The sequence below is a fragment of the Streptomyces deccanensis genome (assembly GCF_022385335.1).
In the GTDB taxonomy this organism is placed as follows: Bacteria; Actinomycetota; Actinomycetes; order Streptomycetales; family Streptomycetaceae; genus Streptomyces; species Streptomyces deccanensis.
In genome coordinates this window covers 1,560,098-1,573,673 of the sequence record NZ_CP092431.1, presented here as the reverse complement: position 1 = coordinate 1,573,673, position 13,576 = coordinate 1,560,098, and the positions used below count along the sequence as shown (strand labels likewise).

The window sequence follows — 13,576 nt, the reverse complement described above, 5'->3', positions numbered from 1 at the left end:
CACCGCGCGAACCGCCGGCCCACTTACACGCATGGCCCACCTACCCGCACGGCCCACCTACCCGCACGGCCCCCCGACGACCGAAGGGACGAACCGGAGGCATGAACAGGTGAGGGAGAACGCGGTGATGTCGTCCGTCCTGCCCGTGGCGCCGACCCGTGGCCGCCTCAGGCCGCTCGGACTCGACGAGGTCAGGATCACCGGGGGCTTCTGGGCCCGGCGACGGCACACCAACACGACCGCCACGCTCGACCACTGCCGCGCCTGGATGGACCGCGTCGGCTGGACCGGCAACTTCCGGGCCGCCGTCGAGGGCAGGATCGAACGGGACCGCCGCGGCCGGGAGTTCGCCGACTCCGAGGTCTACAAACTCCTCGAAGCCATGGCCTGGGAAGCCGCGAACGGCGACGGTGCCCCGCTGGACGCCGAGATCACCGCCCTCACCGACCTCGTCGCCCCCGCGCAGGACCCGGACGGCTACCTCAGCACCGCGTTCGGGCGGCCAGGACAACCCGCCCGCTACAGCGACCTGGAGGAGGGCCACGAGCTCTACTGCCAGGGGCACCTGATCCAGGCCGGCGTCGCCCAGGCCCGCGCCCGGGGCGAGGGCGAACTCACCAAGATCGCCCAGCGCGCCGCCGACCACGTGTGTGCCACCTTCTGGCCGGGCGGCATCGAGGGCGTCTGCGGCCACCCCCAGATCGAGTCGGGCCTCGTGGAGCTGGCCCGCCTCACCGGCCGGCAGCGCTACCTCGACCAGGCCGCGCTGTTCGTCGACCGACGCGGCCACGGCACCCTCGCCGAGGGCGAGTTCGGCCGCGCCTACTTCCAGGACGACCTTCCCGTACGCCGCGCCACGACGCTGCGCGGCCACGCCGTCCGCGCCCTCTACCTCGCCGCCGGGGCCGTCGACGTGGCCGTGGAGACCGGCGACGACGAGCTGCTCGCCGCCGTCGTACGCCAGTGGGAGCACGCGGTCGCCCGCCGCACCTACCTCACCGGCGGCATGGGCTCGCACCACCGTGACGAGTCATTCGGCGACGACTTCGTCCTGCCCCCGGACCGCGCCTACTCCGAGACCTGCGCCGGCGTCGCCTCCGTGATGCTCGGCTGGCGGCTGCTGCTGGCCACCGGCGAGCCGCGCTTCGCCGACCTCGTCGAACGGACCCTGTTCAACGTCGTCGCGACCTCCCCGGCCGAGGACGGCCGGTCCTTCTTCTACGCCAACACCCTGCACCGGCGGCACCGGGGCGTCGCACCGTCGCCGGACACCGACAGCCCGCGCGCCGACTCGGGGCTGCGCGCCCCCTGGTTCGCCGTGTCGTGCTGCCCGACCAATGTGGCACGCACCCTGGCGCAGCTGCCGGCCTATCTGGCGACGGCGGACGACGAGGGCGTGCAACTGCACCAGTACGCCGACGCCGACATCGCCACCTCCCTCACCGGCGGGCGGGACGTCGCCCTGCGGGTCCGTACCGACTACCCGTCCGGCGGGACCGTGACCGTCCGGATCGGCCGCTCCCCGGACCGGCCCTGGACCCTCTCCCTGCGGGTGCCCGGGTGGGCGACGGGCGCCACCGCCTCGCTGGTCGACCCGGACGGTGTGCGCCGCCCGGTCGCCCCGGGCACGGCGGCCCTCACCCGGGCCTTCCGGCCCGGCGACGAGGTACGCCTCGAACTCCCCGTCGCCCCGCGCTGGATCCGCGCCGACCCCCGCGTCGACGCCGTACGCGGCACGGTCGCCGTGCAGCGCGGGCCGCTGGTGTACTGCGCCGAGTCGGTCGACCTCCCCGAAGGCAACGATGTCGACGCTGTACGGGTGGACACCTCCGTCGCCCCCGAGGACGGGCCCGGCGGTACGGCCGACACCGCCGGCACCGTCGTCGTCGCGGGGGAGGTCGCCGGGGGCGCGGGGCCGAGCGCGCGGCCGTGGCCGTACGAGCCGGTCGGGCACGCCCCGCAGGAGCCGCCCGCCGAGCGCACCGGGATCGTCCTGGTGCCCTACCACTCCTGGGCCAACCGGGGCCCCTCGACGATGCGGGTGTGGCTGCCGACGACCGAGGAGCGGCCGCCCCGGGGCCCGGACGACGACACCGGATCCGCCCCCGCCCCCGACCCCGCCTCAGGGAGGTAGCCGTGCCCGGATCTCGAAGACGGCGTCGCGCCAGGACGCTGGCTGGGGTGCTGGCCGCCGGGCTGCTCGCCGTTCCGGCCGAGGCGGACAACTCGGCCATCGGGCACCCGGTCTACTCCGGATCCGCCGAGCTCGTACCGGAGTTGTCGGCCGGCTTCACGGTCCGCCGCCCGATGCGCGCCCAGTACGACGCCGACCGCGGAGCCGGGCACGGCACCGATCACCACTGCCCCCACGCACCGAACGAGAGAACACCGGAGTCGAGAGCATGTCCCAACCCCCCACCCGGCGACGGCTGTTGAGCCTGGCCACCGGCGCGGCCGCCGTCGGCCGACCGACGGCGGCGCGCTGTACGTCAACCTCTACCTCGCCTCGACCCTGCGGTGGCCGGAACGCGGGCTCGTCGTCGAACAGACGAGCACCTATCCGGCGGAGGGCGTGCGCACCCTGGTCTTCCGCGAGGGCGGGGGCAGGCTCGATCTGCGACTGCGGGTGCCGTCCTGGGCCACGGCCGGGTTCACCGTGACGGTCAACGGGGTGCGGCAGCCGGTCGAGGCCGTGCCCGGGTCGTATCTGTCGCTGAGCCGGGAGTGGCGGCGCGGTGACCGGGTCGGGATCTCCGCGCCGTACCGGCTGCGGGTGGAGCGGACCCCGGACGACCCCATGGTCCAGTCGGTGTTCTTCGGCCCGCTGCTGCTGGTCGCGCAGAGCGCGGAGGCCGGGTTCCGCGGCTTCTCCTTCTACGAGGACTTCACCCTGCGCGGCGATCTCGCCGACGCCGTCCGCCCCGAGGGCAGGCCCCTGCACTTCACCACGCACGGGCTCACCCTCGCGCCGTTCTTCGCCGGGAACGACCTTCGCTACCACGCCTACTTCCGGCGCTCCGAGCCCGTGGTCGTGTTCGGTACGGCCGGCTCCGGGGTCCCGAACCGGAGCCGTGGGGACGGGCTGACCTTCCTCGACGTCCTCTGGGCCCGGGCGCCCTTCGCGACGTCCGAGGCGTTCGTCGGGCGGTGCGTGCCCTCGCCGACGGCTGGGTGGCCGAGGGACGGTTCACCGGCGCCGAGCGGGACGCGGTCGTCGCCGCGGCCGTCCGGGCCGGTCTTCGGCGCTGACCGCGCGCGAAGGGTTGACGTGTACGGGGCGAGATGGGTTCATGGGAGCGCTCCCATAGCTTCATCCTCATCGGCACCCCCCACCCCTTGATGCCTGACCTTCTCGGCGCCCACCCCCACCTGGAGTCGCAGTGAGAACTGGAAGAAATCCCCTGAGCACGCTCCTGGCCGGCCTCGCGGGCATGATCGCGCTCACCCTGCTCGGCGTCCTCGCCCCCGCCGTCGCCCTCGCCCAGTCGGCCCCCGACGTCCGGGCCATCGGCCTGCACATCAGCGACGGCCGGCTGCTGGAGGCCAACGGCAACGACTTCGTGATGCGCGGCGTCAACCACGCCCACACCTGGTACCCCGGCGAGACGCAGTCGCTGGCCGACATCAAGGCGCTCGGCGCCAACACCGTCCGCGTCGTCCTCTCCGACGGGCACCGCTGGGCGAAGAACAGCCCCGCCGACGTGGCGAACGTCGTCGCCCAGTGCAAGGCCAACCGGCTCATCTGCGTCCTGGAGGTGCACGACACCACCGGGTACGGCGAGGAAGCCGCCGCCGGCACGCTCGACCACGCCGCCGACTACTGGATCAGCCTCAAGGACGTCCTCGCCGGCGAGGAGGACTACGTCATCGTCAACATCGGCAACGAGCCCTGGGGCAACACCAACCCCGAGGGCTGGACCGCCCCCACCAAGGCCGCCGTGCAGAAGCTGCGGACTGCCGGCTTCCAGCACACGATCATGGTGGACGCGCCCAACTGGGGCCAGGACTGGCAGGGCGTCATGCGCGCCAACGCGCAGTCCGTGTACGAGGCCGACACCACCGGCAACCTGATCTTCTCGATCCACATGTACAGCGTCTTCGACACGGCCGCCGAGATCAACGACTACCTCGGCGCCTTCGTGAACGCCCAACTGCCCATTCTCATTGGCGAGTTCGGCGGGCCCGCCGACCAGTGGGGCGACCCCGACGAGGACACCATGATGGCCGCCGCCGAGCGGCTGGACCTCGGCTATCTGGCGTGGTCCTGGAGCGGCAACACCGATCCGATCCTCGACCTGTCGATCGGCTTCGACCCGACGCGACTCAGCGCCTGGGGCCAGCGCATCTTCAACGGCGTCAACGGCATCGCCCAGACGGCCGAGGAGGCCACCGTCTTCGGCGGCGGCACCCCGGGCGACACCCAGGCACCGAGCACCCCCGGAACCCCGGCCGCCTCGGCGGTGGCGGCGACCTCCGCCACGCTCTCCTGGACCGCCGCCACCGACAACGTCGGTGTCACCGGCTACGACATCGTCCGGGTCAGCGGCGCCACCGAGACCAAGCTCGCCGCATCCACCACCAACTCCGTCACCCTGACCGGCCTCACCGCCGACACGGCGTACACCCTCGCCGTCTACGCCCGTGACGCCGCCGGGAACCGGTCGGCCCGCTCGGCCGCGGTGAACGTCACCACCGGCGGCACGCCCTCCGGTACCTGCTCCGTCGCCTACCGCGCCACCAACGAGTGGCAGGGCGGCTTCCAGGGCGAGATCGTCATCCGCAACACGGGCACCACGGCCGTCAGCGGCTGGACCCTCGCCTTCACCTTCGCCAACGGCCAGACCGTCACCAACATGTGGGGCGGGACCGCGACACAGAGCGGGGGTTCGGTGAGCGTGAAGCCCGCCTCGTACACCTCCACCATCCCGGCCGCGGGGTCCGTGACGGTCGGGTTCATCGGGAGCAAGGGCGCCAGCAACACCGCGCCCACGGCCTTCACGCTCAACGGGGCGGCCTGCGCGAGCAGTTGACCGCCCCGGTGAGGTGACCGGTTCTCGCGGGCCGTCGGGTCGTGCCAGGTGACCCTGACCCGCGAGGTGACCGGCGGGGGCCTGCTCGCGGCCCCCGCCGGTCACATCAGCGTCGTACGAGCGTGATCCGGTACGCCCGGGTCCGTGAGCCGTCCTCGCTCGTCACGGTGACGACGGCGGACGTCCGGCCGTCGCGTTCCACGGTGACGGCCGCGTAGGGATCGCGCGCCGTCGCGGTGACCTTCGCCCGGCCCGGGTCGTCGGTCGCCACCCGGTAGGCGGTGGTGTCGGGGTCGAAGGACCCGATCGGCCGGCCGGCGACCTCGATCCCGCCGGCGGCCGCGTCCGAGGAGACACCGGCGCTCTTGGCGTACACCTCGATCTCGCCCAGGGTGATGTAGCCGCCCTGACGCGCGGTCATCACCACGCGCACACCGGTCACCGGGCCCGCGTCGAGCGGGACGTCGATCACCGGGGTGCCCTCGGTGCCGACCGCGACGGGGTCGCCCGCGTCGGTCCACGGACCGTGCTCGGTGGCGCGGACCTGCACCTTCAGGCTCTCCGGGAAGGACACGTTGGTCCCGTCGCGGTGGAAGTGGGCGACGATCCGGGTGAGGTCACGGGCCTTCGGCAGACCGAAGGTGATGGTGTCGGAGGGGTTCTTGGTGCCCGACCGCCAGTTGGACCAGGCCTTCTCGGCGGTGGTGCCGTTGCGCAGCCGCTCGGCGGAGTAGCCGCTCTCGGTGTAGGTGGCGCCCACGGAGACGGCCGGGTCCGTCGCGATGTTGCTCCGGGTCGCCTCGGTGACCTGGACCCGCACGGTCGCCTCGGCCGTGCTGCCGTCGACGACCTCCGCGCGGCCCCGCAGGGTCACGACCCCCGCCTTGTCGAACGCCCCCTCGGGCGCCGCGTCCCAGCTCACCGGGAGGGTGGTCCGGCCGCCGTGCCGGCCGACGCCGACCACCGTCGCCGGCAGCTCCGGCGCGCCGCCCACGTACGTCTTGGCGCGGGCGGGCAGCGTCGAGGCGATCGTGTCGACCGTGACGAGGACCTTCGCGGGGTGCTTTCGGCCGAGGGCGTCGGTCGCCTCACCCGTCACGCGCACCGTCCCGGGCTTGCGCCACTTCCGGTCCGACGGCAGCTCCCACTCGACGGGCAGGTTGCCGCGTGCGCCGTCCCGGAAGACCGGGGTCACCGTCTCCGGCAGCTTCGGGCGCAGCCCGGGGACGGTGAACGCCTCGGCCTGCTCGGTGCGCAGCACGGTCTCGTCGGCCACCGTCCAGCGCTGGTTCGCGGCCGAGGTCGGGGTGTACGTCGACACCTTGGCGCCGTCCGCCGAGGAGTTCCCGGTGACGTCGAGGAGGCGGCCGGTGGCGGTGTTCACGAAGGTCCAACTGCCGTCGCCCGTGGTCGAGATGATCCACTGGGCGGTCGCGGGGACCTCGCCGTCGGCAGGCTCCTCCAGGACGGCCTGGTTGTCGCGGACGGCGAGTCGCCTGCCGGTGCGGGCGTCGGCGAGGGTGTAGCGCTCGCGGTTGTCGTGGCCGGGGGTCAGCTGCTCGACGGACCAGAGCTGCCGGGCGTCGGCGGCGCCGGTCGTGCGGATGACGACGCCGGTGCCGTCCTCCGACGGGGTCAGCGACTTGCCGCTCTGGGCGCCCTGGAGCCGGTACACATGGCCGGGCTGGACGAGCGCGGCGTCCTTCGCCACCCCGCTGACGCCGTCGACCAGGAACGTGGTGACGGACTTGGCCGGCACGTCGAGGGTGGCGGCACGGTCCTTCACCCGGACCGGCGTTCCCTCGACGAGGGCCCCGTCGGCGCTGGTCACGACGGGGGTGACGGTGGCGCGGGAGGAGACCTTGCCGAAGCGCGAGAGGTCGAGGGTGACGGAACGCCCGGTGGTGCCGCTGTTGACGTGGACCACGCTGGCCGCACGGCCGGACTTCCTGACGGCGGCGACGCTGGACGGGTCGTCGACCTTCACGAAGTGGTCGCCCGGACGGATGTGGTGGGTGAAGTTGCGGATGGTGTGGAACTTGGAGTTGGCCCGGACCGGGCAGGTCTCCAGGGTGTCCGTGGCCGTGCAGTTGAACGGCACGTGGATGCTGCCCCAGTTCTTGCCGGCGGCGGCCTGCGGGATCGAGTCCTCGATCGGCTGCCAGAACACCCAGGCGGAGGGCTCCAGTTCCCGCATGTCGTCGACCATGCGGGTGGCGATGCCGAGGCCGGGCTCCATGCCGGTGAAGTCGGTGCCGGTGCCCCAGGTGCCCTCGACCTCGCTCATCCAGAGCTTCTTGTCGGCGCCCTTGGCGATGTCACGGGCGCTGGTGCGCATCCCGGTGCCGTAGGTGTGCACGTTCAGCTGGGGGAGCGCCGCCCGCGCGGAGGCGTCGTAGGCGTTCCAATTCTGGGTGAAGATCGTGGGGTTGGTCTCGTCCATCGCGGAGATCTCGGCGTCGGTCGCCGCTCCCTCCAGCGCCTTGTCGAGCGCGAGGACGACCTTCTGCTGGAGCGCGGGGCCCGCGTGCGCACCCTCCTGACGGCCTCCGGTGGGCTGGCCGTTCGCGCCGATCTGGGTGCCCCAGTAGTTGGTGTTCGGCTCGTTCAGCGGGGCGATGGTGTCGAAGTCGATGCCGTGCCGCTTCTCCAACTCCTCGGTGACGCGCACCAGATACGTGGCGAACTCGTCGACGCGGTCGGCGCGGATCTGGTCCGTGTTCGCGTCGAAGCCGCCGGAGACATAGCCGCTGACGGTCTGGAACCAGGGCGGCGAGTTGCTGAACGCCTCCCAGGTGTCGACCTTGTCCTTGATCTGGTCCACCCACCAGCGCTGGCCCTGGTCGGCGTCCCAGTTCCAGTGGTCGGGGTCGTTCGGGTCCCACCACTCCATGTCCTGCCGGGTGGTGCCCTCGGGAGCCTTCCAGAAGCCGTCCATCGTGGCGCCGGCCTTCATGTAGTCCTTGCGCACGTCGGGGGCGTTGCCGCCGCCGATGTTGTAGCGGGCGATGGTGAGGCCGAGGCCGTCCTCGCCGAACAGCATGTCGACGAGCCGTCTTCGGATGGGCTCGGGGTAGTTCCCCGTGGCGTTGGCGAACCAGACGAGGCTGGTGCCCCAGCCCTCGAACTCCTGCTGCCGGTACGACGGGTCGATCCGCAAGGTGACCGCGCCCGGCGCCGCCTGCGCCGCCGGGGCCGACGCGTCCGCGCTCGCCGCGGGCGCGGTCACGAGGCCCGCGCCGAGTACCAGGGGGGCCGTGGCTGCCAGAGCCCGGGCGATGCGATGTCGTGGGGTCACGACACTCCTTCCACAACACAGAGGCGAACGCGATCTCGTTGACATGCCCAAAACACGTGCTTAGCATTCAGGAAACTGAAAGCGCTTTCTAGTCCTTGTGTGCACGGATTCCCGCGAATTCGCAGGCCCCAGGAACATCCCCAGGAACGTCCCCCACTCGTCCCGGGAGGAACCGTATGAGGTCGTCGTCACGCACGCTTTCCGCACTCACGCTCGCCTTGCTGCTCGCAGCGGCGGCGCCGGTCGAGGCCGCGCCCGTCGAGGCGGTGCCCGAGGCCGGAGCCGCCGCCGCGCGGTCGGCCCCGCTCGCGGAGACGTCCCCCACCGGCTTCGCCGCCGTCAACGCGCTCGGACAGAACGGCACCACCGGCGGGGCCGGCGGACCCACCGTCACCGCCACCACCACCGAGCAGTTCCTGGAGTACATCGACACCACGGGCCCGCTCGTCATCCGGGTCCAGGGCACGATCGACATCACCAGCAAACAGGGCGTCCGCCCGAACAAGACCATCATCGGGGTCGGTTCCTCGGCCGTCATCGACGGCGGCGGCCTGGAGTTCTACCGCTCCTTCAACGTCATCGTGCGGAACATCAAGTTCACCAACGCCGAGGACGACGCCATCAGCGTGGGCCGGGAGTCCCACCACATCTGGATCGACCACAACGAGTTCGTCGCCCCGCTCGACGGCGCGGTCGACGTGGTCCGCGCCGCCGAGTACGTCACCGTCTCCTGGAACTGGTTCAACAAGACCGACAAGAGCATGCTGCTCGGGCACTCCGACGGCAACGGCAGCCAGGACACGGGGAAGTTGAAGGTCTCCGTCCACCACAACTTCTTCGACGGCTCACGGCAGCGGCACCCCCGGGTCCGGTTCGGCGAGCCGGTGCACGTCTACAACAACTATTACAAGGGCAACGCCATCTACGGCGTCGCCTCGACGATGAACGCGGGCGTCGTCGTCGAGGGCAACCACTTCGAGGGCGTCCCCCACCCCTGCTACTCCGCGAGTGGCTACGACGCCTCGGGGCCGGGCCGACTGATCCAGCGCAACAACGTCTTCAACGGCTCCGGCGCGTGCGAGACCAACGGCACGGTCGGCGAACCCCGCACGTACTACGCCTACACGCTGGACCCCGCCGCAGACGTCCCGGCCCTCGTACGGGCCGGGGCAGGCACCGGAAAGCTCGGCGCGTCAACTTGACCCGGCTCTGGAGTGCCGGGCCTGGAGGTAGTGCCCAGCTGGGTGCCGGGGTGGACTCCTCCGTCCAGACACCCCGTTATGGGGTGGCAGGGACGCGTGACTCACGCCCCGCATTCCACACCTCGGCGCCACGTCGGGCGATGTTGTGGGAAGCGTTCCGGTCCGCGTGGGCAACGACCCCGCAGTTCCGGCAGACGAAGAGGGCCTGGTCGACCCGGTTCTTCCTGTCGACGTGCCCGCACTCGCAGCACGTCTGCGAGGTGTGGGCCGGATCGACGTGAACCACGGGCACGCCCGCACGGCGTGCCTTGTACGCGATGAACTCTCCGAGCTGAGCAAAGGCCCAGGAGTGCACCATGACCCGTTGGGGCTTGCGGAGCCGTACCCTCTGCCGGATGCCGCCCAGGTCCTCCAGGGCGATGCCGACCGAGGTGCGTTCAGCCTCGGTCACGATGCGCTTCGCGATCACATGGTTGGTGTTCTTCACATGCCGCTGCTCTTTGCGGGCACGTGCCTTGAGCCGCCTCTTTGCGGACTTGGTGTTCTTCTTCTGGAGCTTGGCGCGCAGGTCACGTTCGCGTGTACGGCGGCGGTTCAGGCCGCGGCCGGCGGCCCGGTAGCCGGTGGACGTAGTGGCGATGTTGACGATGCCGAGGTCGACGCCGATGAACCCGTCGGGCTCGTACTGGTCTTCCTCGGGGACCTCGCAGGTAGCGATCAGGTAGAACACGCCGTCGCGTTCGATCAGATCCGATTCGCCCTGCCGGTGCTCGCGCAGCATCTTCAGACCGTCGGCGGAGCAGACGAACCGCACCTGCCGGATACGTCCGGCTGTGGTCCAGATCGACACCGTCTGCGCGTCCAACTGCCAGGACAAGCACCGGTCGTCATACGGCTGGGCCGCCTCGGGCCGAAAGGCGACAGGCTTGGACTCGGCCTTCCCGCGCCGCTTCGAGCCCGGTCTGCCCAGGTTCCCGGCCTTGATGTTGGCCTTGAGCGTCGTGTAGGCGTCACGGACCTTCTTGATGGTGTGCTGGGCAGCCTGCGCCCCCAGACCCTGCGACCTCAACTGCGCGTAGGTGTGCTTACGCAGCTCGTACTCACGCGGCACACCCTGCGCGAACGCCACCGCCGACACCCAGTTCGCGGCCTCGTTGACCGTGCGCAGCGTCGCGAGAAGCGCGGCGGCCTGCTCGGCCTCCGGCATCAGCTTCACCCGCACCACCAGCTTCATGCCCCCGAAGCTACCCGCCTCGCGCCCACCCGAGGGATGTTCGGCCATCGAGCACCCGATCCACTGACGACTCGAACAGCCATTCTCGTCAGATGTCCGATCGCACTGCCGGTTCATCGCCCTTCAGCTTCTTCGGGCCCGCAGCCGTATGGCGCTCCGCCTCCGAAGAGGACGCCCCGCGACGCCCCGCGACGCAGCCACAGGACGCGATTCCTCCCAGGACTGAAGCCCTGGGGTCCCTCGCAAGATCATGCTGAACTCCCCACCCCCCACGGAAAGAAGGAGAGCCCCATGAACTCACCGCGCAGGAAGGTGGTCATGGCCGCCCTGGCGGCCGTGCTGCTCGCCGGACCCGGTGTCGCGCAGGCGGCCCCGCAGGCCGGGCCCGTGCCCGGCGAGCGGGCGGCGGCCGCCACCATCACCTGGACCCTCGTACGGGCGAGCAACCCGACCCAGGACCAGCAGTCGGCGTACGCCACCATCACGGCCGCCATGAACGCGGCCGTCGCCCGGTACAACAACCTCAGCGACCTCGGCAAGAACATCACCGTCCGCTACGAGCCGGGCGTCCCCACCGCCGACGGCAACATCAACGGAACCATCCGCTTCGGCTCCAACCGCAGCTACATGAACGAGCGGACCGCGCTGCACGAGATCGCGCACACCATAGGCGTCGGCACCAGCGCGGGCTGGTCGCGGCTGGGCGGCAGCGGCACCTGGACCGGCTCGCGGGCCACCGCGCTGGTCCGGCAGTACGACGGGGCGAGCGCGAAGATCTCCACCGGCGGCGGCCACTTCTGGCCGTACGGGCTGAACTACGACAACGAGTTCTCCGGCACGGCGGCCGACCGGCACGTCCGGATCGTGTCCGCGATGGTGAGCGACGGACTGTGAGTCGGCTGCGGGCAGCGGCGGTTGGTGCCTGGTGACAAAGGGGCCGACGGTGGCTGCGTTGTTGTGAGCATGGGGCGGTGGGGTCGCTCGCGCGGTCCTACCGTCCCAGCATGAACACGAGTCGCAGCAAGGGAAGGAACCTGAGGGCGCTGCGCGGTGCCGCGCTGGCGGTGCTGCTGACCGTCGGAGCGGTCACCGGTGCCGCCCCGGACGCCCGGGGCGAGAGCGCACGCACCGAGACGGCCGTCGCGTCGACGAGCCCCGTCGACGGGGTGACCGAGACGCTGGTCCGGGTGAGGGCGCCCCTGCCGGCGTCCTTCGGGGCGCGACCGGCGGCGTGCGACTGGCTGTCGTACCTGCGCTACCGATCCGCCGACGGGCCCGCCGCCTCGGCCGACGCCGACCGGATCCTCGTCGCCCAGCCGGGCATCCTGGAAGGCGCCGGAGCCTTCGACAGCGTCGCCCGCAACACCGTCGCCCGCGCCGCCGGACAAGGACGGCACATCGAGTTCTGGGCGCTGGACCGGCGCTCCAACTGCCTGGAGGACCGCACCGGCGTCGCCTCCGGCGACCAGCACACGGCCGTCGACTACTACTACCGCGACAAGCGGGTCGACGGCCGCACCTTCGACGGCTACGTCGCCAACGCCGACCTGGGCTGGATGGCGAAGCTCGGGATCGAACGGACCGTCCGCGACCAGTACGACCTGCTCACCGCCGAACTCCCCGACCCGCGGGTGCGCAAGGGGAAACTGCTGTGCGGGGGGCACTCGCTGGGCGGGGTGATCACCGGCTACTTCGCGACCGCCGACTTCGACGGCGACCGGACCACCACGGCCGACGCCGGACACCGCCAGTGCGGCGGCTGGTTCGCCCTCGACACCACCGTCTCCACCTCCCTCGCCGACCTCAGCGGCAGCATCCCGGACGACACCAACCTGCCCGACATCGGCCTCGGTTACGGTGCCGTGCAGGCCGGGCTCGACAGCGGGCTCCTCTCCCGCACGCTCTCCGCGCCGGTGCTCCTCAACCCCGAGATGATGACCCTGCTGGCAATTGCCGGCCTCGGCGCGCTGCAGGACCCGGACGGGGAGGCCACCCTGCCGAACTATCTGCCGCTGAACACCAACATCGAGGTCACCAACCGCTTCCTGTTCTCCGAGGACACCGCCACCTTCCTCTCCGGCTCACCGGCGGTGAAGGACTTCCGGCTCACCAACGAGGCGGTCCTCGGCGCGCTGATGGACGACCACTCCGTACCGCTGGCGTTCCTCCAGAGCAGCGTGGGCTTCTTCGACGGCGGGCCGATCGCCGACAAGAACTTCCCCGTCGCCAACGGGAGTTCCGCGCAACCGGCGCTGTTCGGCAGCGAGTACAAGGCCATCCCCGACCGGCCGGGCGGCCCCCTCTACACCTGGCGCAACTACGACCGGGTCGGCGACCCCGACGACCCCGGGTACCGGTCGGCCGACGGCACCCCGTTCACCGACGCGTCCAAGGAGGTCACCGACATCCAGGAACTGGCCCGCAGCATGGCCCAGCAACCGCTGGACTTCACCGAGCAGTACTTCCCGACCAAGCTCGTCACCGATCTCCAACTCGCCACCTCGCCCCAGGTGAAGCGGCTCGTCGTCCACCCGGACGGCCTCACCGCCAACCCGACGCTCACCGTGCTCGCGGGCGACGGACTCCTGGCGGGCCGAGTCCCGGCCGACCTGGACCCGGTGGTCGCCGACGGCTACCAGCACCTGGACGTACTGACCGCCGCACCCACCCAGAACAACGGCCGCCCCGAGCCCGTCTCGACGAGCCTGACCGAGTTCGCGCGGAACCCCAACTAGCGCTCACCGCCCAGCGGTTCACCCCATGGAAAGAAGGGCCCGGGAGGATCTCTCCTCCCGGGCCCTTCACCTGCGTC

Annotated in this window: 9 protein-coding genes; 7 read left to right on the top strand and 2 right to left on the bottom strand. The window is 71.4% G+C overall.

Annotated features, from left to right (window positions below; translation table 11 throughout):
* Positions 1 to 127: 127 nt before the first annotated feature.
* The 4 genes from L3078_RS06960 to L3078_RS06945 all read left to right on the top strand — a co-directional run bounded on the left by L3078_RS06960 (position 128) and on the right by L3078_RS06945 (position 5,030).
* Complete coding sequence (locus tag L3078_RS06960) at positions 128 to 2,134, top strand: glycoside hydrolase family 127 protein (RefSeq protein WP_239752069.1); 2,007 nt, start codon at positions 128 to 130, stop codon at positions 2,132 to 2,134.
* A 2-nt stretch (positions 2,135 to 2,136) separates the two neighbouring features.
* The gene (locus L3078_RS06955) at positions 2,137 to 2,436 is read left to right on the top strand and encodes a hypothetical protein (RefSeq protein WP_239752067.1); all 300 of its coding nucleotides are present in this window, start codon (positions 2,137 to 2,139) and stop codon (positions 2,434 to 2,436) included.
* Positions 2,354 to 3,340 carry a glycoside hydrolase family 127 protein gene (locus L3078_RS06950; protein ID WP_338059563.1) on the top strand — a complete coding sequence of 329 codons (987 nt, stop codon included), beginning with the start codon at positions 2,354 to 2,356 and terminating at the stop codon, positions 3,338 to 3,340. The genes L3078_RS06955 and L3078_RS06950 overlap by 83 nt, the downstream gene beginning before the upstream one ends.
* A gap of 91 nt (positions 3,341 to 3,431) precedes the next feature.
* Positions 3,432 to 5,030 carry a cellulase family glycosylhydrolase gene (locus L3078_RS06945; RefSeq protein ID WP_239760240.1) on the top strand — a complete coding sequence of 533 codons (1,599 nt, stop codon included), beginning with the start codon at positions 3,432 to 3,434 and terminating at the stop codon, positions 5,028 to 5,030.
* A gap of 106 nt (positions 5,031 to 5,136) precedes the next feature.
* On the opposite strand, the gene L3078_RS06940 is transcribed toward L3078_RS06945, so the two are convergent.
* A complete protein-coding gene (locus L3078_RS06940; protein ID WP_239752065.1) occupies positions 5,137 to 8,328 on the bottom strand; it encodes a glycoside hydrolase in 3,192 nt (1,063 codons plus the stop codon).
* A gap of 176 nt (positions 8,329 to 8,504) precedes the next feature.
* Between L3078_RS06940 and L3078_RS06935 the strand changes: the two genes are divergently transcribed.
* A complete protein-coding gene (locus tag L3078_RS06935; RefSeq protein ID WP_239752064.1) occupies positions 8,505 to 9,530 on the top strand; it encodes a pectate lyase family protein in 1,026 nt (341 codons plus the stop codon).
* Positions 9,531 to 9,606: 76 nt separating this feature from the next.
* Here the strand turns inward: L3078_RS06935 and L3078_RS06930 are convergent, their stop codons facing one another.
* Entirely contained in the window at positions 9,607 to 10,764 is a 1,158-nt protein-coding gene (locus tag L3078_RS06930) for an RNA-guided endonuclease InsQ/TnpB family protein (RefSeq protein WP_239760239.1), read from the bottom strand.
* 291 nt (positions 10,765 to 11,055) lie between these two features.
* Here L3078_RS06930 and L3078_RS06925 point away from each other — a divergent pair, with 291 nt between their 5' ends.
* Entirely contained in the window at positions 11,056 to 11,658 is a 603-nt protein-coding gene (locus L3078_RS06925; protein WP_239752062.1) for a hypothetical protein, read from the top strand.
* Between the two features lie 110 nt (positions 11,659 to 11,768).
* On the top strand, positions 11,769 to 13,499 hold the full coding sequence (locus L3078_RS06920) for a hypothetical protein (RefSeq protein WP_239752060.1): 1,731 nt from the start codon (positions 11,769 to 11,771) through the stop codon (positions 13,497 to 13,499).
* Positions 13,500 to 13,576: the final 77 nt, after the last annotated feature.